The organism is Desulfobulbus oligotrophicus (genome assembly GCF_016446285.1).
GTDB classification, from domain to species: Bacteria; Desulfobacterota; Desulfobulbia; order Desulfobulbales; family Desulfobulbaceae; genus Desulfobulbus; species Desulfobulbus oligotrophicus.
The window spans coordinates 1041673-1064027 of the sequence record NZ_CP054140.1; the positions used below are offsets into that span (position 1 = coordinate 1041673).

General features: G+C 53.9%; 16 protein-coding genes, 1 tRNA gene and 2 pseudogenes. 14 read left to right on the forward strand and 5 right to left on the reverse strand.

Annotated elements, in window-relative coordinates; genetic code table 11:
- Window positions 1-41 precede the first annotated feature (41 nt).
- The 4 genes from purL to HP555_RS04725 all read right to left on the reverse strand — a co-directional run bounded on the left by purL (window position 42) and on the right by HP555_RS04725 (window position 7978).
- Window positions 42-3842, reverse strand: a complete 3801-nt coding sequence (purL, locus tag HP555_RS04710) for a phosphoribosylformylglycinamidine synthase (protein ID WP_199264034.1) — start codon at window positions 3840-3842, stop codon at window positions 42-44.
- A gap of 152 nt (window positions 3843-3994) precedes the next feature.
- The gene (locus tag HP555_RS04715; protein WP_199264035.1) at window positions 3995-5527 is read right to left on the reverse strand and encodes a B12-binding domain-containing radical SAM protein; all 1533 of its coding nucleotides are present in this window, start codon (window positions 5525-5527) and stop codon (window positions 3995-3997) included.
- Window positions 5528-5600: 73 nt separating this feature from the next.
- A complete protein-coding gene (locus HP555_RS04720; protein ID WP_199264036.1) occupies window positions 5601-7190 on the reverse strand; it encodes a peptide chain release factor 3 in 1590 nt (529 codons plus the stop codon).
- Between the two features lie 701 nt (window positions 7191-7891).
- Window positions 7892-7978: transfer RNA gene (locus HP555_RS04725), tRNA-Leu, on the reverse strand.
- 433 nt (window positions 7979-8411) lie between these two features.
- On the opposite strand from HP555_RS04725, the pseudogene HP555_RS04730 reads away from it, so the two are divergent.
- The 9 genes and pseudogenes from HP555_RS04730 to HP555_RS04770 all read left to right on the forward strand — a co-directional run.
- Window positions 8412-8696: pseudogene (locus HP555_RS04730) on the forward strand (ferritin family protein); the annotation flags it as partial.
- 126 nt (window positions 8697-8822) lie between these two features.
- Entirely contained in the window at window positions 8823-9623 is an 801-nt protein-coding gene (locus HP555_RS04735; protein WP_199264038.1) for a family 1 encapsulin nanocompartment shell protein, read from the forward strand.
- A 436-nt stretch (window positions 9624-10059) separates the two neighbouring features.
- Window positions 10060-11424, forward strand: a complete 1365-nt coding sequence (gene rsmB / locus HP555_RS04740; protein WP_199264039.1) for a 16S rRNA (cytosine(967)-C(5))-methyltransferase RsmB — start codon at window positions 10060-10062, stop codon at window positions 11422-11424.
- A gap of 67 nt (window positions 11425-11491) precedes the next feature.
- Window positions 11492-12079 carry a hypothetical protein gene (locus HP555_RS04745; RefSeq protein WP_199264040.1) on the forward strand — a complete coding sequence of 196 codons (588 nt, stop codon included), beginning with the start codon at window positions 11492-11494 and terminating at the stop codon, window positions 12077-12079.
- Between the two features lie 2 nt (window positions 12080-12081).
- On the forward strand, window positions 12082-13191 hold the full coding sequence (locus tag HP555_RS04750) for a M24 family metallopeptidase (RefSeq protein WP_199264041.1): 1110 nt from the start codon (window positions 12082-12084) through the stop codon (window positions 13189-13191).
- A 40-nt stretch (window positions 13192-13231) separates the two neighbouring features.
- Window positions 13232-14545: a PhoH family protein gene (locus HP555_RS04755; RefSeq protein ID WP_199264042.1), complete on the forward strand. Its 1314-nt coding sequence runs from the start codon at window positions 13232-13234 to the stop codon at window positions 14543-14545.
- A 33-nt stretch (window positions 14546-14578) separates the two neighbouring features.
- Window positions 14579-14911 carry a hypothetical protein gene (locus tag HP555_RS04760; RefSeq protein ID WP_199264043.1) on the forward strand — a complete coding sequence of 111 codons (333 nt, stop codon included), beginning with the start codon at window positions 14579-14581 and terminating at the stop codon, window positions 14909-14911.
- Window positions 14908-15624 carry an orotidine-5'-phosphate decarboxylase gene (gene pyrF, locus HP555_RS04765; protein WP_199264044.1) on the forward strand — a complete coding sequence of 239 codons (717 nt, stop codon included), beginning with the start codon at window positions 14908-14910 and terminating at the stop codon, window positions 15622-15624. Before HP555_RS04760 ends, pyrF begins: the two co-directional genes overlap by 4 nt.
- A 15-nt stretch (window positions 15625-15639) precedes the next feature.
- Window positions 15640-16173 carry a nitroreductase family protein gene (locus HP555_RS04770; protein WP_199264045.1) on the forward strand — a complete coding sequence of 178 codons (534 nt, stop codon included), beginning with the start codon at window positions 15640-15642 and terminating at the stop codon, window positions 16171-16173.
- Between the two features lie 334 nt (window positions 16174-16507).
- Here HP555_RS04770 and HP555_RS04775 read toward each other — a convergent pair whose 3' ends face one another.
- A complete protein-coding gene (locus tag HP555_RS04775; RefSeq protein ID WP_199264046.1) occupies window positions 16508-16864 on the reverse strand; it encodes a hypothetical protein in 357 nt (118 codons plus the stop codon).
- Window positions 16865-16945: 81 nt separating this feature from the next.
- Here HP555_RS04775 and HP555_RS04780 point away from each other — a divergent pair, with 81 nt between their 5' ends.
- The 5 genes and pseudogenes from HP555_RS04780 to HP555_RS14435 all read left to right on the forward strand — a co-directional run.
- The gene (locus HP555_RS04780; protein WP_199264047.1) at window positions 16946-17695 is read left to right on the forward strand and encodes a hypothetical protein; all 750 of its coding nucleotides are present in this window, start codon (window positions 16946-16948) and stop codon (window positions 17693-17695) included.
- Window positions 17696-17890: 195 nt separating this feature from the next.
- Entirely contained in the window at window positions 17891-19039 is a 1149-nt protein-coding gene (locus HP555_RS04785; RefSeq protein ID WP_199264048.1) for an iron-containing alcohol dehydrogenase, read from the forward strand.
- Window positions 19039-20226, forward strand: coding sequence for a PAS domain-containing sensor histidine kinase (locus HP555_RS04790; protein ID WP_199264049.1), 1188 nt, complete (start codon window positions 19039-19041; stop codon window positions 20224-20226). Before HP555_RS04785 ends, HP555_RS04790 begins: the two co-directional genes overlap by 1 nt.
- A 5-nt stretch (window positions 20227-20231) precedes the next feature.
- Window positions 20232-21569: a sigma-54-dependent transcriptional regulator gene (locus HP555_RS04795; protein ID WP_199264050.1), complete on the forward strand. Its 1338-nt coding sequence runs from the start codon at window positions 20232-20234 to the stop codon at window positions 21567-21569.
- 327 nt (window positions 21570-21896) lie between these two features.
- Window positions 21897-22355, forward strand: a pseudogene (locus HP555_RS14435) (iron-containing alcohol dehydrogenase); the annotation flags it as partial.

The following is a 22355-nucleotide window of genomic DNA, read 5'->3' on the forward strand; positions in this document are numbered from 1 at the left end:
ACATCTCGTTTTCCCTGTCCTTTGCAGCCGATCCCGGCCTGTCAGCGTCGGCACCAGGTGTAGGCATTCTGAAACATGCGTAACCAGGGGCTGGCGGGCAGACCTTGCATTGTTTCAGGCAGCCAGTGGCATTGCCAGGTCAGGAAGGTGCGCTCAGGGTGAGGCATCAATGCCAGGTGACGGCCGTCCGGTGAACAGACAGCGGTAAGGCCGCCGGGTGAACCATTGGGGTTGAAGGGATACTGTTCAGTGGGTTGTCCCTCGTCATCGACAAAGACCATGGCTGCCATCTGTTCGCTCCATACCCGTTGCTGGATGGACGTGTCCGGAAAATGCAGGCAGCCTTCGCCGTGATCAACACTGATACCGAAGACGAGATCTTCCATGCCTGCCAGCATGATCGACCGACTCGGCAACACCTTGACCGTACTCCATCGTGACTCGAAACGGCCGCTGCGGTTGCGGATGAAACGGGGCTGCCGTTCGGCCTCAATGCCCTGCCAGGGAACCCAGCCCAGCAGACCAAAGAGCTGACACCCGTTACAGACCCCCAGAGTGAAGGTGTCCGGGCGGTTATAGAAGTCGTGAAAGATGGTCTGCAGGTGTTCGTTAAAGCGGATGGTTGCCGCCCATCCTTTAGCGCTTTCTGGAACATCGGCAAAGGAAAAACCACCCACTACAGCCAGACCCCGGAACTCTGTCAGCTTGACACGACCGGTTAAAAGATCGGTCATGGTAACATCCCAGGGCTCGAACCCCGCACTGTAAAAGGCGGAACTCATCTCCCGGTCGGAATTGGAACCCTCTTCGCGGAGAATGGCCACCTTTGGTTTATCTGTACTCAGAAGGATTTCCGGAGCAGTGATCTCCGGTGAGAAGCTGAGGTGGTAGGTGGGGCCTTTACGGGCAAAGATATGTGTTTTTTCTGCTTCTGCATGGGCCGGATCCATCTGCAATCGCTCCAGCTGATAGCTGGTTTCCTCCCACCATTGGCGCAACAGTATCATAGAATCGTCCAGCACCAGCTGGCCGTTATACTGAAGACTGATCGCCTGTTTGGCTGTGCTGGTACCAAGGACGGTGCAGGGTATTTGTGCCTGTTCAAATCGTTCTTTGACTTCGGCAAGATGATTCCACCGGCACTCGATCACCAGACCGAGTTCTTCGTTGAACAGGGTCTCCAGTATCGAGGCGGTTCCGTTGAGTGCCAGATTAAGGCCGCAGTTCCCGCTGAACGCCATCTCCAGGACAGTGGTGATCAGGCCGCCGTCACTCCGGTCATGTCCGGAGAGGATCAGCTCCCGCTCAACCAGATACTGTACCGCTCCAAAGGCCTTCCTGATCAGGGCCGGGTCGTCCATATCAGGAACCGCATCACCGATCTGACCGCAGGTCTGAGCCAGGGCGCTGCCGCCCAGCCGGTGGTTGTTGCCTGATAAGTCAACAAACAGCAGGGCTGATCCCGGTTCCTTGATGTCCGGGGTCACCTTTTTCCGTATGTCGGCCATGGCGGCATAGAGAGAGATAACCAGTTGCCGTGGTGATTTGACCACCTCATCACCGACCTTGGTCGCCATGGACAGGCTGTCCTTGCCGCCGTCCACAGCGATGCCGATCTTAATCATCGCCGCGGCCATGGCCTCGGCGGCATCCCGCAGAGCGGCGCCTTCACCGGTCAGTTTGGGTGCCCACATCCAGTTGGCTGAACACTTGACCTCTTCCAGGTTCCTGATCCGCGCCCAAACCAGATTGGTCAGCGCCTCACCCACCGCCATACGTGCACCGGCCGCTGGATCGATCAGCATTTTGATCGGCTGTTCACCAATGGCTGTTGCTATACCGGTGTGACTGAAGTGGCTTTGCGCAGTTACCGCCACATCAGCAACCGTCAGCTGCAAGGGGCCACAGCACTGTTGCTGGGCAATGAGACCGGTAACCGACCGGTCAACCTTGTTGGTGAGGAACCGTTTAGACCCGACGGAGATCAGTCGCAGCACCTTATGCAGGGCTTCACGCACATTCATGCTCCTTGGCGGGACAAAAGGAGACAGGGTCGAGGTGATGCGTGTGTCGGTAAAGGTTTTTTGTGGTATATTACCCAGCAGTGCCGGGATTTCAATGTTCACCGGTGTGGTGTTGTTGTGCCTGTCATGGACGACAAAACGCAAGTCACCGGTTACTTCCCCCAGAATTTCACAGGGTACCTTCTCCCGTTCGCAGATTGCCTGAAAACGCTCAATATTTTCCGGGCTGATCAGCAGGCCGACCCGTTCCTGGTACTCGGCAACATAAATTTCCAGAACCGACATGGTCGGATCACCAACGTTGATGTTGCGGATTTCCACCCGGCCGCCGGCATGTTCGACCAGCTCCTTGAGCACGTTGGCCGGTCCGCCGGCGCCCTGGTCATGAATGACATCGATCAGGGTTCGTTCACCCATCTCGTTGCAGGCCCGAATCACCCGGTTCAGTTTTTGTTCCATTTTGGCATCGCCACGCTGGACCGCATCAAAGTCGAGGGTGGATTCGTTTTCCCCCTGTATCATTGATGAGGCGGCACCACCGCCAAAACCGACCCGATAGGCAGGACCACCTATCTGGACAATGAGCATGCCTTTGACCGCCTGTTTCTTTTCCGTGTGACGATCGTCGATCTGGCCGATGCCGCCGGTGAACATGACCGGCTTGAGAAAACCCCAGCGGCCGCCGCTTTCCAGGTCCAGATCAAAGCTCCGGGTAAAGCCCTGAACAAGCGGTTCACCGAACTTGTTACCGTAATCAGAGGCGCCGTTGCTCGCTTCAATGATTATTTCCAGGGCTGAGGCCAGGGTGTCCGGGCAGGCGTACTCATTTTCCCATTCCAGCGGATAGTCGGGGATGTGGAGATTGGCGACACAGTACCCGGCTGTACCGATGCCCACCAGCGCTCCCTGTCCTGTGCACTGGACATCGCGGATCCTCCCGCCGGTCCCGGTTTCGCCGCCGGGAAAGGGAGCGACACCGGTTGGGAAATTGTGGGTTTCAGCGGTGAGGAGCGGGTGATAGCAGACCGAGGCTTCAACCAGTGGTGACGGCTCGCCCGGTCGTTCGGGCAACAGGGTTGTGAGGGTAAAACCTTCAATAACACTGGAGTTGTCCTTAAAGGCCACCTTGCTCCCCTTGGGGTTGGCGGCCAGCGTACCGGCAACGACCTGAAAGAGGGTTGTATCACAGGTTTTGCCGTCAATCACCTGCTTGCCGCGGAAGAACCCGTGGCGGGAATGCTCTGAGTTGGCGTTGTTGAGGTCCATGATCTCAACAATGGTCGGATTACGGCCGCTCTGATTCACAAAATAGTTGTAATAGAGTTCCCGGTCCCACTCGTCCATGGAGACGCCGGGGAGATCGAGCAGGCCATCGGGTCCTTTGCTTTTCAGGTCGACTTCGTAGACCGGCTCCGGGATGGTGCCGGTTTCAAAATCGGTCAGGGGCGCCAGATAGCGGCATTCGGTCATCCGGTCGTGGTTTTTGGCAATAAAGGTTTCAATGGCCTCATCGTCAGGCACCAGATAGCGACGGGAACGCTCGACACGGGTGATTGCCTGCAGCCCTATGGCATGACAGATTGACACCATATTGGATGACCAGGCAGTGGCAAAGTTCAGCCGGGGGCCGATCTCGACCACCCGGGGTCCTGTCAGCTGTGGTTCCAGGGTAACAGTATCAATCAGAAAACCATCGGCCATGACGAGCCGTAGTCGTTCGATCTCCTGTTTTTCCAGGGGACGATTGGATGCAATATAGAAGCAATAGGCAAAGTCCGGGGTAAACTGACGATGAAGCTGTATGACAAGAGCAGCCATTGGAGTGTTCCTTTGGAGTAAAAAGAGTGGTTTTATTCGTTTTGCTCTTCTGAACAGAGCAGAGTGCGTGCCGGCAACAGTAGCATTAAAGACAATTTTTTTCCGCTGCAAAGTAGACTGGGAGGACGGAATTTTTACGGTGATCTATCTGATCATGGATAGTTCTCGGTAAAAAAGGCGGCATGATTTGAGGAGAAAAACGGTGGATCGCGGCGAAGGATGGCGGCAATCTGCGGTTGACGCCTGAACTCCCGGTCCAGAAAAATCCGGACTGCCCTGCGGTCCCAGTTTCGGGGATGAACAAAATCCTTGTACAGCGAGAGGTTGCTCTCAGAGAATATTGTACCCGGCAGGCGGTGTGCTTCGTCACTGGTTATCGGCATATTGAAGATCGCCAGGTTGAGAAAGGTGATTGCCGCATGATGACGAAGGGTAAACTCCATGGTTTGTCGGGCTTCAGCGAGTGATTCCGCCGGGGTACCGAACAGCAGATACACATAGGTGGCAATACCTGCAGCCTGCAGGGCGGCGAGTACCCGGGATATGAGTTCCAGACGGATCCCCTTGTGCATGGTATCAAGAACTTCCTGGCTGCCGGATTCAAGACCGAGTTTGAGCAGCACACAGCCGGAGGCGCGCAGTTGCCGGCAGAAGTCAGGATCAGCCAGCTGTTCATGTATGCGTGTGAAACCGTACCAGGAAACACCAGGAGGCTGCTCTGCCAGTGTCTGCAACAGGAGCGGACTTATGGCGTTGTCCAGAAAATGAATCAACACGGGTTGTAGCTGCCGGCACAGCGAGTGCAGATGATCCAGCACGATTGCAGGTGGAGTCTGCTGGTATCGGCTCTGTTCCGCAGTCTCGGGACAAAAGCTGCACCGGTTCCAATAACAGCCCCGGGAGGCGGCATAGGGCAGGATCGGGCCGGGAGCCAGGTAGCTGGACAGCGGCAGACCTGTGTAAACCGGCGGCTGATGCGTTTTTGTCTTTTGTGCGGAGAAGAGACGAAGCAGTGGTTCCTCTCCCGGTCCGGCAATGCAGTGGTCAACCAGACCGGCGAAAGGGTTGTGCCAGCGGGGATTGCTCATCCACGAGGTGATAAGACCGCCACCGAGAATCAGCCGCGCCTCCGGATACCGATCTTTCAAAAAACCGAGCAGGGCAAAGGTCGGCAGGGCCTGGCTGAGGTAACACAGCGAAATGCCTATGTACAACGGTTTGACTGCATCCAGAAGGGGGGGAAGTCGCGAACAGAACCATGGAAAAAAGAGACTGTTCTGAAAGGTTTCTGCGGTGTTGAGCAGATCATTGCCGGCCAGAGGGTTGTGATGCTCATCCTGATAGTTGGTCAGGCTGATGCTCACCCCTAAATGAGAATGGGCTGCCAGTTGTAGCGCATAATTGAGCTCGTGCACCGCCTTGTGATAACGGCCGGGATGGCGGTAGAGCTCTGGTGTGCGGACTGCGGCAAGGTTGGCGTCGCGATGGCGCAGGGCACGGTCTGACCGGGTATCCTGTCGTGCATCTGCCTGGCGGCCGATGAGAAACAGCAGGGCCTCCAGGTTGGCGTCCAGCAATGTGCAGTCAATGCCATGGGGTTGCAGACAACCGGCCAGGGCGGTGATTCCAGCCGGTGGTTCACCGAGTTTGGCTACCGGCGGGTGGATCAGAAGGATGGAAGACATGCGGGCACAGTTCACAAACGGGTCTGGAGATGCGTTGCCGACACGAAAGTGCTTTCTCTGCCGGTACAACCCCTCATACAGATTCCCGCGTCTTGTCAAAAATCACTTCAGGAAACAGCTCCCGGGTATGGTTCAGCCGCCAGTTTCCCTCTGCCAGATAGGTCAGGTGACCTTCAGCATCAAAGGCCAGATTGAATTGATTTTTCTTTTCAAACTCGGTCATTACCCGTTTGTTGTCACAGTGTACCCAACGGGCCAGCGTGTACTTGAGCGGCTCATACGTTGCATCTACCCCGTACTCGTCTTTGAGACGGGTCATGGTCACCTCAAACTGAAGCACTCCCACGGCGCCGAGAATATAGTCATTGCCGACAATGGGCCGAAACACCTGTACTGCTCCCTCTTCAGCCATCTGGAGTAACCCTTTTTGCAGCTGTTTCATTCTGAGCGGATTCTTCAGCACCACCCGGCGAAAGTGTTCCGGTGCAAAGTTGGGGATGCCGGTGAACTTAAGCTCTTCCCTGTCTGTGAACGTATCGCCGATCTTGATGGTGCCGTGATTGTGAATGCCGATGATGTCACCGGGATACGCTTCATCCACGTGTGCGCGTTCCTGGGCCATGAAGATGGTGGCATTGCTCAGATTCACCTCTTTGCCCAAACGGTGGTGCATGACCTTCATACCCCGCGTGAATTTTCCGGAGCAGACGCGGAAAAAGGCAATACGATCGCGGTGCGCCGGATCCATGTTTGCCTGAATCTTGAACGTAAAACCGCTGAACCCCTCTTCGCCGGGATCAACCAGACGGGTGGTGGTGGCACGCGGGCCGGGAGCAGGCGAGAGCTCGACAAAGGCGTCAAGCAGCTCACGTACACCGAAGTTGTTGATGGCACTGCCGAAAAAAACCGGTGTCTGGCTCGCCTTGAGGTAGTGCTCGTACTCAAAGGGATTGGCTGCACCCTGGAGCAGTTCAATGTCTTCGCGCAGTTTATCGGCGGCAAAATTGCCAACCAGTGTATCAAGCATGGGGTCGGCCAGGTCCTGCACTACAATACCGTCTTCCGGGCGGGTATCCTGACTCGGTGTAAACAGGGTGATCTGCTGCCGGAGCAGATCGTAGACGCCTTTGAATCCTTTACCCATGCCGATCGGCCAGGACAGCGGCGCACATTCAATCTGTAATTTTTCTTCGATATCAGAAAGAAGATCAAGGGGTTCCAGGCCGTCACGGTCGAGTTTGTTGATAAAGGTGATGATCGGTGTGTTGCGCATCCGGCAGACTTCCATCAGCTTGGTGGTCTGGGTCTCAACACCTTTGCCGGAGTCGATGACCATGAGGGCTGAATCCACGGCAGTCAGTACCCGATAGGTGTCCTCGGAAAAGTCCTGGTGACCGGGAGTGTCCAGGAGATTGATCTCGTAGTTATGGTAATTAAATCGCATGACCGAGGTGGTCACCGAGATGCCGCGTTCCCGTTCAACCGCCATCCAGTCGCTGGTGGCATGGGTGGCGGTTTTACGTGATTTGACCGCGCCTGCCATCTGAATGGCGCCGCCAAAGAGAAGCAGTTTTTCGGTTAAAGTGGTTTTGCCGGCATCAGGGTGGCTGATGATACCGAAGGTACGACGTTTCGAGACTTCTTTCTGATGTTTATTGCTCACGTTGGACTGCTGTACGGTGATTGTTTTGAGGAGATGCGGGAAGATAAAGAGATCCGGTCGAACAAAAGAACGACACTCTGTTCTGCGCTGTTGCTGTCTGCTCGCGACTATATATTGATCCGGTCATTTGTCAATTCTTCATCCGCACTTTTCTGGTTGTTGACTTTAGGCCTGCATGTTCGGAATGCGCTGAGCTGTTCTCCTCTTGATGAGGAAAATGAGGTGCAGACTGATGATGATAGGACCGATTGTAGGCAGCAGGGCTCTTGTTTTCGGCGGTGTAACGGGCGCTTTTGTCGGCAACCGGCTGCCGAAAGAGTCAAGACAACCTGCCCCTGATTTTTGGAGTTGTCACCATAGGCATAGGGGCCAGCCTTGTGGGCAAGGCCGCCTATCTGCATATTGTGGTCCTGCCCCTTTCCCTGCTCTGGAGCCGCTATTTCTTGAAACGCAGCAAGCGAGTGGCTTCACTGCTTTCTTTGGGTAGGCATGTTCTGTATAAGCAGAGAGGGGAGTATCTAAAAGCGCGTACTTCACGATGCCGTCTCTCTGATATTCGTCGGTGCTGCGTACAAGATATCCTGCGCGAAAGGGCGCGGTAGGGTGGCGAAATACTTTGATTAAACTGGTTGCAGGACTTTGGAAAAACACAGGTCCCGCAAGGCTTTCTAATACCTGCGGGACCTGTATGGACTTCTGAATGGTGCCGGAGGTCAGAATCGAACTGACATGGGGTTGCCCCCGCTGGATTTTGAGTCCAGTGCGTCTACCAGTTTCACCACTCCGGCATCTGTGTGGCACTTCTTTTACCGTATCCGGGTTTTTGCTGTCAAGGGGAAAGCAGGAAAACTGCTTGGACCGGCCAACCTTTTCGACACGGTGCGTTCGCGGTCAGTTTGTGCAGACCTGAGAAAAACAGTGCATTTGAGCATGAGCACCGCGCGTGATTCGCTGCAACTCTCTCTTTTATTTTCTCGCTTGAGATCATAGCAAAGGCGGGGTGAACCCGTGACCATACTCTGGATTGATTCGTTGTGTCTATCAATTAGACGACGAAATGGATTTGCAGATAGCTACCACTATCGATGAAAATTTTCCTGTGCTTGTTGGCGATGGCGAAGACAGTGATTACTCTTTTCGAGAAAACCAGGCGCCACCAGCCCGGTTGTGTTGGTTCGCCCCCCCCATAACCTAACCGTCATTCTCATAAGGAGGAAAAAGATGCCTGACTTTGGCCATCTTTTCAGTGGACTGAAACACGACCGTCTGCTAACCCATGAAGAATTGGTGCGCGCCATCCGTTTCATGGTGGCCGCCGAGTATGAAGCCATTCAGTTGTACCAACAGCTTGCGGAATCCACCGACAATGTGCTGGCACAAAATGTCCTGCAGGACATTGCCAACGAGGAAAAGGTGCATGCCGGAGAATTTCTGCGGCTGCTCAAGGAACTCGATCCCGCTGAGGAGGAATTTTATCAGCAAGGCGCACTGGAGGTAGAAACCGAATTTCTCAGTGGCGTTGACCAGGCGTTAACGGAACCGTCAGCAGCGGCATCGCCATCTCCCATCGGTCAGGGGTTGGGAATCGGCAGTCTCAAAAAATGACAACACAATGTGCTGGAGGAGATCGATATGGACTTACTGCGTAGAGAATTGGCTCCCATCAGTCCTCAGGGGTGGAGTGAGATCGATACCATGGCCAGGGAAACCCTCATCGCCAATCTGTCCGGCCGAAGGTTCGTCACTGTTGACGGCCCTCACGGCATCGGCCATCCTTGTGTGAACCTGGGCCGCCTGTCGACGCCTCGCGAGGAAAAAGGGAGCAAGGTCAGTTACGGCATCCATCAGGTGCAGCCGCTGGTCGAGACCCGGATCAACTTCAAGCTCCAGACCTGGGAACTCGACAGCGTTGGCCGTGGTGCCAAGGATATCCAACTGAATGCGTTGGTGGAGGCCTGTCGGGAAATCGCCATGTTTGAGGAAAAATCCCTTTTTGAAGGCTTCAAGCCGGGAGACATCGTCGGCCTGCATGCCACGGCCAAAGACAGGAGTCTTTCCATGTCGCTGGATATGGATGTGATCGTCGATGCCGTGGCCGAAGGCCAGACCCGGATGCTGAAAGAGGGCGTCGAGGGACCGGCCAATCTGGTCGTCTCTGCACCGCTCTGGAAATTCCTGGCACGGAGCACGCCCGGTGGCACCCTGCGATCCACCTTGGAAAGCCAGATCAACGGCCAGGTCATCTACTCTGAATGTGTCAAGGATGCGCTTCTGGTCGCGGCACGAGGCGGCGATCTTGAGTTGACCGTGGGGCAGGACTTCGCGATCGGCTACCACAGCCACACCGCCAAGGAAATCGACCTGTTCGTGACCGAATCGTTCACCTTCCGGGTCATCGCTCCGGAAGCCCTGGTCGGGTTCACGCTGGCCTGAGCGAAGCTCTTGTCATTCTGAACTCCACAAGCCCCGGATTCGATCGGGGCTTTTTTTATGATCCGGGATTGTCGCACCGGTCCATTTTGAATATCCGGTGCAGTGAGTGGTCCGGACCGATCACCGTCGTGTAGGCCGGGCTTTTTTATGGGCTGCCTACTGCCCTATCTACCGCCTACTATTTGCCTGCTACACAAACCGTAGAAACAGAAACAGCCACTCAGCATTTGCGCTAACTGGCTGTAATTGCTTGGGCACCCGGAACGAGAATCGAACTGACACGGGGGGGGCTGGGTTTTGAGTCCAGTGCGTCCGCAGTCAGTTTGTGCAGGCCTGAGAAAAACATTATATTTGAGCATGAGCGTGGCACAGTATTTTTAGACGTACCCCCTGTCTTTTGCTGGTGCCTGGATCACTGATACTGTAGCATACCACCATGAAGCCTGCAGCCAACTCCACCGACGCCCGGACCACCGCTATTGAGGTCCTTTGCCTCTGGGCAACCACCCACGGTTCAGTGGATCTGTTTTTGAACAGCGCCATCGAACAACTGGCCGATATTGACCGTGGCCTGGCCAAAACCATGGTGTACGGGGTGCTGCGTCAGAAAGAGTACCTTGATTATATTGTCCGGGCCCATACCAGACATCCGTTGCGTAAGATGAAACCACGCACGCTGATGACGCTTCGGGTCGGTGTGTATCAGCTCCTCTTTCTCCATCGTATTCCTGAGTCTGCAGCAGTGAATGCCACGGTCAATACCCTGAAGGCGGCCAGACAGCCGGGTTGGCTGGTCGGCTTTGTCAATGGTGTTCTCCGGGCTGTGGCCCGCTCACGGGCAACACTTCCCACTGCTGATCAGATGGCGGCACAGGAGCCGCCGCTGCTCAATCATCCGGCCTGGCTGATTGAACGCTGGCAGGCTCAGTTTGGACGGGACACGGCATTGGCTATCTGCCGCAAAAACAGTGTGGAACCGCCGCTGACTCTGCGGGTGAACAGTCGTCGTACCAGTCACAGTCGGCTTCTGGAGCAGCTGCACAAATCGGGTATTACCGCCTGCTCCGGTCTGTACAGCCCGCTGAGCGTGGTCATCACCACCTATCCCGGTGCAATCACTGCCCTGCCCGGTTATGAAGAAGGGGCTTTTCAGGTGCAGGATGAGGCTGCCCAGTTAGCCTCTTTACTGGTCAAGCCCCTGCCGCTTCGCGCCCGTCTTCTTGATGGCTGTGCCGGCCTGGGCGGCAAAACCACGCATCTGGCTGAAATGTTGCCGCCGGGCGGGGCTGTGGTTGCCGTTGAACCTGATAGCCGTCGCTATCGTCTTTTGCGGGATAATCTCCGCCGTCTTGGCCATGGGCAAGCGGTGTCGGCTGTGCACAGGGATTTGCAAACCTATGCCACCACCCGTCCGACACTCTTTGATGTGGTGCTTGTTGATGCCCCCTGTTCAGGGACCGGCGTCATCCGGCGACACCCTGATATTCGCTGGAATCGGCAACCTGAAGACTTTGCCGGGTATCAGCAAACGCAGTTACAGCTGCTGGAGATCGCTGCTCGTCTTGTTAAGCCGGCCGGGGCGCTGGTGTATGCCACCTGTTCGCTGGAGTTTGAAGAAAACGAAGAGGTCATCAGTCATTTTCAGGAAAAGTTCCCTCATTTTCAGGTGGAAAACGTTGCTGAGCTGTTGCCGGAGACGGCGCAGAGACTGGTGACCGGCACCGGTTATTTCCGATCGTCACCGGCAGACGGGCTTGACGGTTTTTTTGCTGCTCGTCTTGTCAATCAGCGTAGCTTGTAGTTTTTGTCCACTATGTTTATATTCATCTGCCAAATTGGACCACATACATTTAAGGAGAACCCCCTGTATGGCAGAAATAAAATCGACCATGGACCTGGTTTTGGAGCGTGCCGCCCGCATGGGTGTGGCAACACCGGAAGAGATGCAACATGAGGAGAGTCTGAAAAAAGGTATGCAGTGTACAGCTGATTACCTGAACGATGCAGAGTCTTCTCTGCCTGATATCCTCGGTAAGCAGGAAGCATCCCAGCAGGAGGCTGTCCGCAAGGGAATGCTGGCCTCACTGCTGCGCAATCTGTTCCTCCCCCGGGATGAGGTCGGTACTAAGCGGATTGACCGGGCCGTGCGTGGTCTCCTTGAGCTTAACCCGCATGCACCGGATGTTGCTGCTGCCTGCCAGGAACTGCAGTCCATTGTCCGTCAGTATGCCCAGCACCGCCAGCAGTTGTACGATCAGCTGAAAGAGCAGATGCGGATGCAGATCGAACAGCTGTTGATGCGTAAGGGCTTGAGCTCTGACGGCATGCATATCGACCCAACCATGGAGCCGCAATTCAAGGAGCAGTGGAGCCGGTTAGAGATGGATTTAGACCGGCAGTACGGTCAGGCCCTGGAACAGTTCAAGACGCAGCTTACAGAGTGGACCGGAGCCTGAACATGACCGCTGGTGTCCATTTTGACCGTCTTGTCCGCCTGCAGGCGTCTTTGCGTCGGAAAAAAATTGATGCCCTGCTGGTTTCGCAACCCCACAACCGCCGGTACTTAAGCGGCTACACTGCACCGGATCACGGCATTCAGGAGACCAGCGGCTTTTTACTCATCCCCGGTGATGGGGAGCCGTATCTGCTGACTGACTCCCGGTTTACTCTCCAGGCTGAGGAAGAGGCCCCACTGTTTCAGGTGGTCATCTACAAGAAGGGGTTGTTGCCGCTGCTGGAGCGGTTACAAAAAACCATCGGGTTTCAGACCCTGGCCTTTGAAAGCGACTACTTTCTTTACTCGTCCTTTCGCAGACTGACAGACCTGTGCACCAAAAAAGGGTGGACATTACGGTCGGAGCGCGACCTGATCGAACAGATGCGGATGATTAAAGACGAACACGAACTCCGGCTTCTGCGTCAGTCAACCGCATGCAATGAAAAAGTCTTTCAATCGGTGTACTCCACCATTGAACCGGGTATGACGGAGCGGGAGGTAGCCCTGGCCCTGGATGTGACCATGCGGGAAATGGGTGCCGAGGGGCCGAGTTTCGACACCATTGTCGCCTTTGGCACCAATGCCGCTAAGCCGCACGCCGTGCCCACCGACCGCAAACTGCAGGTCAATGACCTGGTGTTGATCGATATGGGGCTTGTCTACAAAGGGTACTGTTCAGACATGACCCGCACCTTTGTTATCGGCACGCCTGATCAGATCTATCTGGATCGTCACCGCCTGGTTCGCAGGGCAATGCTGGCCGGTATGCAGGCTGTTCGAGCCGGAGTCACCGGCGCAGAGGTCGACCGGGCTGCACGCCGGGTCCTCATCGATGCGGGCTACGGGACTGTGTTCGGACATGGCCTGGGGCATGGTATCGGCATTGCTGTGCATGAGGAGCCCCGACTGTCACCACGTTGGCGCAGGAAGTTGAAGGCCGGCATGGTGGTCACGGTTGAGCCGGGTCTTTACCTGCCTGAATGGGGCGGTATTCGTCTTGAAAATGTGGTGATCGTCACCAGAGACGGCGGCGAGATCCTGAACCGGGACACCACCGGTCTTGATGTATAATGCCATTTCCAATGAATGAGTTGTAAACACCGGAGCCCGTATGCCGACTAAATACTTCGTGCTCGATACCAATGTCCTGCTCCATAATAACGAAGCTGTCACCTGTTTTGCCGACAACACCGTGGTGCTGCCGATGACGGTTATTGAAGAGCTGGACAAGTTCAAAAAGAACAACGATGAGTTGGGCCGTAACGCACGCAGCGCCATTCGTCACCTCGATCGGTTACGTGCCCAGGGCAGCCTGGGGAAAGGTGTTACGACCGATGATGGCGGCACAGTCCTGATCACCATGGAAAAAGAGGTGGATCACGGTACCTGCATTGATCTTGGTATCCCGGATAACCGTATTATTGCCACTGCATTCCGCCTGCTTCGGGAAGGTAAGCGGGTGATCTTTGTTTCCAAGGATATCAATGCCCGGCTTAAGGCCGATGCCCTGGGGATTGAAGTGCAGGATTTTGAAAGGGAGAAGGCTGATTTTGACCGGCTGTACACCGGTTGGCGGACCATCACGGTCGACGGTGCTGTCATTGACCGGCTTCACCGCGAAAAGATGCTGGAGCTGCCTGAAGAGTCTTTTGAGCCCAACGAGTTTATTCTTCTGCGCAACGGCGCCAACCAGCGTCAGACAAAGATCGGCCGGGCAACAGGTGCCACACGATTGCAGTCCCTTAACCCCGGCTATGAGAGTGCTTTTAATCTCCGACCACGGAGCATGGAGCAACGGATGGCGCTGGAACTGCTGATGGAGCCGTCTGTCTCCTTGGTGTCGCTCACCGGTCAGGCCGGTACCGGCAAAACTCTGCTGGCGCTCGCCGCCGGGCTTGCCAGTTCACTCCGGTCGGGTCGGTATGAAAGGCTGCTTGTCTCCAGGCCTGTTATTCCCCTTGGTCGCGACATCGGTTATCTGCCCGGTACAAAAGACGACAAGATGCAGTTTTGGATGCAACCGATTTTTGACAATCTCTCGTACCTGATGGGACTGACGAACGGCGGTAAACAGGATGCGGCCACTGAGTCGAGTATTAAACGGTTGATTCGCGAAGATCGTATTGAACTTGAAGCGTTGACCTACATCCGTGGCCGCTCGATCTCGCGGCAGTACGTCATCATTGACGAGGCGCAAAACCTGACTCCCCATGAGGTCAAGACCATTATCAGTCGTGCCGGTGAGGGGACAAAGATGGTTTTGACCGGGGATCCTGAACAGATAGACAATCCCTATCTCGATGCCAGCAGTAATGGGTTGAGTTATACGGTGGAACGGCTTAAAAATCAGGAGGTTTGCGGCCATATCACGCTTACCCGTTCTGAGCGGAGCCGTTTAGCCTCCTTGGCCGCGGAATATCTATAAAATGCTGTGCCATTGTGGGCAGGGGAAGACACCATGCGTCAGTACATGATCGATGAGATATCCTTTCTTGAATACGACAACCTTGACAGCTATCTGAAGAGAACTCTTAAACCAGGTGGCCTGGAAGGCGTTTTTTTTCTGCATATACCACCGGATCTTCTGGGAGCTGCGCAGTCGGGACATGAGGAGTGCGGACCCTTTTACTGTGCCGTTGTCCTTGAGCAGACGTCCGTCCGGTTCGAACTTCTGATACGCAGCGCCAGTAACATGCACTGTTCCTGCATTGCCCGGGCAACACCTGCCCAGCGGCAGTTCATTCTTGATTTTGCCGATCACATGCTGGCAGAGGAGATGATCCAGGCATGAACAGAGTAGAGGTCCCGCTGCATGAGCGGATCATTTTCGCCCTGGATCTGGCCAATCCTGCCGAGGCGTTGCAGTTGGTTGATCAGCTTGCCGATCACATTCGTTTTTTCAAGGTCGGTCTGCAGCTGTTTTTTGCAGGCGGCTGGCCGGTGGTGGAGTATATCGTTGCCAAGGGCTGTAAAGTTATGCTTGACCTTAAGCTGTACGATATCCCGACCACGGTGCGTCTTGCGGTTCAACAATTCGCCGATCGGGGTATTACCTTTACAACGGTGCATGGGTATGGACCGGTGGTAGAAGCGGCACTGGCGGCGGACACCGGTGTCCGGATCCTGGCCGTCACCGTCCTCACCAGCTTTGGCAGTGAACAGTTACAGGAGTTGAACTATACGGGAACAGTGGATGATCTTGTTGTGCAGCGGGCCGGAGCAGCGTTGCGCCTGGGATGCCATGGATTAGTCTGCTCAGCACGTGAAGCCGCCCTGCTCAGGAGCCGGTTTGGAGAGAAGGGTGTCATAGTGACGCCGGGCATTCGTCCTGTGGGCAGTGAACCCGGTGACCAGCAGCGAACAGCCACGCCGGGACAGGCCATCATCAACGGTGCCGATTACCTGGTTATCGGCCGACCCATCCGTGACGCTGACAACCGCGAACAGTATATTGCTGCCTTGCAAAGGGAAATTGCCAACGCCTTATCCCCTGAACCCCAATGACAGATGAGGTTTTTCATGTTGATCGATCTTTTACGTGTCCGCAGAAGTATCCGCCGCTTCACCGATCAGCCGATTGAGCCTGAAAAGGTGAGCCTTCTTGTGGAGGCGGCTCTCCGGGCTCCCTCTTCCAAAGGCATTAATCCATGGGAGTTTATAGTTGTGACAGAGCAGTCCATGCTGGAGCAGTTGGCAGTGGCCAAAGCCCACAGCGCCGGTTTCTTAGCGGGTGCTCCTCTGGCAATCGTAGTCTGTGCCGACAGCACAAAAAGTGATGTCTGGGTGGAGGACGCAGCCATTGCCACGACTCTCATTCACCTGCAGGCCGCTGATCTCGGCCTGGGCAGTTGCTGGGTTCAGATCCGACTGCGGCAACGCGAAGACGGCACTGATGCACAGCTCTATCTGGCTGATGTACTTGGTTTGCCTCCCAACATGATGGTCTTGGCCATCGTCGGTATCGGATATCCGGTGCAGAGCAAAAAGGGGCATCCCCCTTCCTCCCTTGGTTTGAACCAGGTCAGTTACGAACGTTTCGGTCAACGCAAATAACGGGTTGATCGTGGTCACAGGACACAGCCGCCACTGCTGATCGTTGTGAACGATGCAACCTGCAGCCGGTGATGCGCCCGGCCGCATGTTTGTTTCCAGTAGAACGGTATCATCATCCAACAGGGTGGGATATCCACCCTGTCAGCAACACCTTCCCCTCTCTTCGCCCACCTGTACATGCACTGTTGTCAGCTCCTTTAAAGGCCGGCTGGTGCAGGAAAATGAGTGGAGCGTCTGTTATTTGCTGTTCATACCTTGATTTTGTTTTCCTCCTTGTGCGATAATACCTTGAAGTTTGAATTTCGTACTTTGGCGGCACATTCTGACCTTTCGATCAGGCAGGCGCTGCCAAGGTAAAGAGATCGGCCTGGTATAGGGAGGATGCTCTGCTGCTTGTCAGCGAACCCCCAAAGCCCATCCAGGTCACCCATGGTAGAAAAAGAGCTGTTGATAACCGGGTATCCCTGCTCAGGCTGATCAGCCGGGACGTGCGGTTGATCACGGGTCTGCCGGAGGCTGGAGCAGGGCGTGCAGGTGTGCTGAGTGCAGAGAGTGCCTGCCGCTCTGCCTGTTTGCAGCGGCTCGTACTGCTGATATCACGACTTCTGTGAAAAGCCGGTTCACGCTCCAGGGCTTTGCCGGGTCGGCAGTTCGTTGCCGCGCGGGTAGCATGGCCTCTGTAAGGAAACATATTGTACGAACAACCATCGAGCAGTATCAGCCCACTTTGCTCGAAGAACACTGGCAGGTTTATTTTACTCAGGTGGGAATTATGCGTTGCCCTAAATGTGGTTTTATTTCGTTTGATCATCTGGAAATGTGCAAAAAATGTCATAAATCCCTGGCGGATCTTCAGGCGGTATTAAACGGTACCACCTATGATGCTGCTCCGCCGGAATTCCTGGCTTTTGTCCCTGGTGGAGGAGGGCAGATTGCTTTTGAAGAGGGGTTGAGCGAAGAGATGGAATCAGTTTCACCTGTGACTGACAGGCAGGAGATGGAATTCGAAGAGAAAGAAGAGGTGGTTTTTTCTCTTGATGATGCACCTTCTTTTGAGGAACCCAGAAAAGAAATCGAATTTCCCGACGGTATTGACAGTGTGCTGTTGGATCTGAATGATGAGCCGGAAGAGCTTGCAAAAGATGAGCTTGCCCTTCATGTTGAGGAACCGGAAGAGGATGAGGCATCGTTACCTTCCGTTGATTTTGCCGACTTGGATATTTCCGATTTGGCACCATCGGCTCAAGAGACCTCTGAAGTCATTCATTTTGAAGAAGCAGCAGTGCGCAGCGACGTGAAGCCGGAGACGCCCCAGCCTTCTTCTGCTGCCGGTCCTGAAGACATTCACGAAAAAGTGGAACTGGAGGATCTCAATATCAGCGGGCTTGATCTTGATATCCCCGCCAAGCTTGTCATCGGCAGTGCGGCAGGCAAACGTTTGCAGCCATCCGTCAGAACCGGAACAGCTCTGGATAAATTTGACATCAATCTGGGTGAGTTGTTCAGCAATAACAAGAACTGACAACCTGCTATAGAACGCAAAATGAACAGGTTGATGTCCCCGGAGGCCTGTCTGGATTATTTTGTTGATAAACATGACAGAGTCATAGTAGTCTCAACGGTCAGACAATAGAAAAATTCCGCTTTATTAAACGGTCAGGTGCCTGTTTAATATTTCGTTTTATCCTTTATCTTCCTGTTGTGCAGAGAGCTCGCAGTGCACATTTCTAAATTTGCCATTCCTGAGATTATTTTTGGCCGGGGCAGCCTCAACTATGCCGGGCAGTGTGCCCGCAGTCTGGGTGCTAAAAAAGCGTTTGTTGTGAGTGATGAGGGGATTGAAGAGGCCGGCTGGTTGCAGCACCTGTTGGATGTTCTGGACAGTGAGGGAGTGAAGTGGATCTATTACTCCGGCGTGCTCTCCAATCCCCGTGACTATCAGGTTGAGCAGGGTGCCGAATTTTATCTGAAAAATGATGCGGATGTCATCATCGCCATTGGTGGAGGCAGTGTCCTTGATACGGCTAAGGGGGTGGCGATTATAGCCAGCAACGGCGGTAAAATAAAGGACTATGAAGGGGCAAACCGTGTGCCGCGACCTCTGCCGCCGATGCTGCTGATCACCACCACTGCGGGTAATGGCTCGGATATCAGCCAATTCTGCATCATTACCGACATGGAGCGGAAGGTGAAGATGTCCATTATCACCCGAACGCTGGTGCCGAACATCTCAATTGTTGATCCACTGATCTTGCAGACCAAGACAGAATCTCTCATTGTCGAGTCAGCAGTGGATGCCCTGGCCCATGCCATTGAAGCGTATATGTCACGTATTGCCTCACCGTTTACGGAGATGCATTCCTTAAAAGCCATTGATCTTATTCTCGATCACCTGCAGCCTGCGGTGAAATCGCGCTCTTTAGATGCGCTGGAGCAGCTGAGCATTGCTTCGGTTTCGGCGTCCATGGCCTTCAGTAACGCCGGGCTCGGTGCCGAGCATGCCCTGGCCCATTCGCTGGGCGGGCATTTTGATATGCGTCATGGTGTTGTCCATCCTATTCTCCTACCATCTGTTATGCGGTTTAACCTGCCCTTTAATACCCGAAAAACGGCTGAAATAGGCAAGGTCATCTTAAAGGGACAGGCTGCCACTGATCAGGAAACCGCCCAAAAGGGAATTGACAGGCTTGAAGAATTTTTTGCCTCTTTTAACGTACCGCTCCGCCTGCAGCAGATGGTCCCGGTACAGGATAAATCGACCCTCACCTCTCTTTGTCAGCTGGCAGTCCAGGATGCCTGCAATCTGACCAATCCTAAACCGGCTACCCAGAGAGAGTTTATGCAGATTCTGGACGAGGTGTGGTGATGCGTCACATAACCACCCTGGCAGATCTTATCGGCATTGAGCATTGCAAGGTCGGCTTTTATCAGGAAGTGCAGACCAAGATCGAGCTGCTGAAGAATTCCAACCGAGAACTGGAGGAAAAACGAAAAGAAAATCAAGCGCTTCTCGATGGGATTACTGATCTTATGGTAGTACTGTCGGATCGGTTGATTATCCAGCGGGTGAATCATGTTTTCATGGAATGGTTTCCCTATGAATACCCTGTTGGTCGACACTGTTTCGATATCTTTCGAGGACAACAGGAACCCTGTGAGCATTGTCCTGTTTTACAGGCGCTGGATCGGGACGAAGTGGTCAAGGATCTGTGTATTATAAAGATAAAAGGTGAGTTCAAACACTATGAAATTGTCGCCTCTCCCCTGAAAATCGGCCGGTTCGGGGAGCGACAGGTCCTGCTGTTTAAACGGGATGTGACCCTGGAAAAGAAGTTTCAGGCGCAGTTTTATCAGGCCGAGAAGATGGCAACCGTCGGCGTGCTGGCAGCCGGGGTAGCGCATGAAATCAACAACCCTTTAACAGCGATACACGGGTTTGCCCAGGGGCTTAAAAAGAGGCTGGATCGTCTTGAAGAAAAGATCGACAGTGCCGTCTACGATGATTTTTGTGAATATACCGATACAATCATGCAGGAGTGTATGCGCTGTCGGGACATTGTGCAGACGCTGCTCACCTTCAGCCGGCCGGTCAGCTCCGGCATGGCTCCTCTTGACCTGAACCAGTGTGTCGTTGACACACTTTTTATCCTTAAACCATGGTTAAAAGAACGGTCCCGGGTGACGGTAAACACCACGTTAAGTAATCGCACTATTTTTATAGAAGGTGATGAGTCACAGTTGAAACAGGTTATTATAAATCTGTTGACCAACGCCTTTGACGCCATAGAGGGTGAGGGAGTCGTGCAGATCACCACTCGTGCCGGTGATGTCGGCAGCGAGTTGGTGATCGAGGACAGTGGCTGCGGTATTCCTGAGGAACTGAAAGAAAAGCTTTTTGAGCCTTTTTTTACGACAAAAGCTGTCGGTAAAGGCATCGGCATCGGCTTGTCCACCTGCTACACTATCGTTAAACAGCATGGAGGAAGGATCTTTGTTACCAGCGTGGAAGGGACAGGTTCAACGTTTACCATTACCTTTCCGGCAGGAGCATAAAGCTGATGCAGCAGCAGGCATACTCAGTGCTGGTGATTGACGATGAGGAGTCCATCAGGCGTCTTTTGGAGAAAGAGTTGTCCAATGAGAGACGAGCGATCACAACCGCCGCCGATGCTGTCTCGGCCTTAACGACGATGCGAAGTCATTGGTTTGATGTGATTCTTATGGATCTGCGCCTGCCGGATGTATCGGGCCTGGACTTGCTGATTCAGACCCGGGAACTGGCTCCGCATACCGAAGTCATCATGGTGACCGGTCATGGTGATATCGATATTGCCGTAGAGGCCATGAAGCTTGGCGCCTATGATTTCATCCGCAAACCGTTTCATCTGGATCGGCTCGATCTGCTCGTTGAAAGGGCACATCACCGGGTACAGCTGGCTCGCGAAAACGATCGCTTGCGACATAATGCGGACAACAGTTTGCAGTCAGTGCGATTTATCGGCAACTCGCAGATTATCAGCGAAATTCAGTTTCTCATCAAGAAGGTCGCCCCGGCAAAAATTCCCGTGTTGATTACCGGAGAGTCCGGTGTTGGCAAAGATGTGGTGGCACGTGCTATTCATCAGGGTTCTCCCCTGTCTGTAAGCCCCATGGTGGTAAAAAACTGCGCCTCTTTGCAAAAGGAACTGGCGCGCAGCGAGTTGTTCGGGCATGTTAAAGGAGCGTTTACCGGTGCCGATGTGTCACAGGAGGGACTGTTGTCCTTTGCGCACGGCAGTACGCTGTTTCTTGACGAAATCGGTGAGTTGCCCCTTGAGGTGCAGGCCTCGTTGCTCAGGGTCCTGGAAACCGGCAGTTATCGTCGGGTGGGGGAAAAAGAGGAACGAACCGTTGATATCCGGTTTGTTTTTGCCACGAACCGTCACCTGCAGGAAGAGGTGGAGCAGGGGCGTTTCAATGAGGCGTTGTTTCACCGGATCAACGCCTTTAATATTCATGTCCCTTCTCTCAGACGACGGAAGGAGGATATTCCGCTTCTGGTTGATTATTTTCTGGCAACCCTCGGGACCGACCAGATTCGTTATCGTGTGGTTGACAGTGCCATGGATTGTATCCTCAACTACAACTGGCCCGGCAATATCCGGGAGCTGCGCAACGTGATCGAACGTTCCATCATTCTTGCGGAAAACGGTATGATCACTGAACGCTGTCTGCCGGGAGAGTTGATTGAATCGGCGGAGACCGAAGGGAGTGCTCTTTCCCTGGAGTCCATTGAAAAACAGCATATTCTCAAATTACTGAATGCCCATGGCGGCAACCGTCAAAAAACTGCGGAAGTTTTAGGAATCAGTCGTAAAACCCTGTACCGTAAACTGCAGCAGTATTCCATCAGTTAAGGTTGTATCTTCACCAGAGCCGTTAGCTCGAAATTCTGCAGGCATTGTTTTTTCCGGGTCAACATGACCCATTCGTGAACTGTTCAGGGTCATATTGACCCGACTGCTCTAAGTTCTCTTTTTATTGAGATCTTTTCCCCATTTACAGCGTTATTGTCTCCATTGGCCACGATGATCGGGATGATCTGTCAGAAGAGCGGATGGGCTCATTTTGCTAACATACTGAAAATATAGAACATTTATTCTGGCATGGGAAGTGCTACTGCATTAAGCGTATTGCATGCATGCAGAAGAGTTGAAAGTAACCATTTTTTGAAGGGGGATATCATGGCGGTACGAGAGCAGGTATACGGATACTTTATTCCTAGCGTAACATTGATCGGTATCGGCGCAGCGAAACAGATTCCTGAGAAGATCAGAGCGATCGGCGGCACCAAACCATTGATTGTTACTGATAAGGGGATCACCAGTGCAGGAATAACCAAGCAAATCACTGATCTGCTTGATGATGCGAAGATGCAGTATGTGGTTTTTGATGAGACCATTCCAAACCCCACCGATAAGAACGTGCACGACGGCGTTGACGTATACAAAAAGAATAACTGTGACAGCCTGATCACCCTGGGCGGCGGTTCTTCTCATGATTGTGGCAAAGGCGTCGGTCTGGTGATTGCCAACGGCGGCAAGATTCATGACTATGAGGGTGTTGATAAATCAACCAAACCCATGCCTCCGTATGTGGCGGTGAACACCACAGCCGGTACCGCCTCGGAGATGACTCGTTTC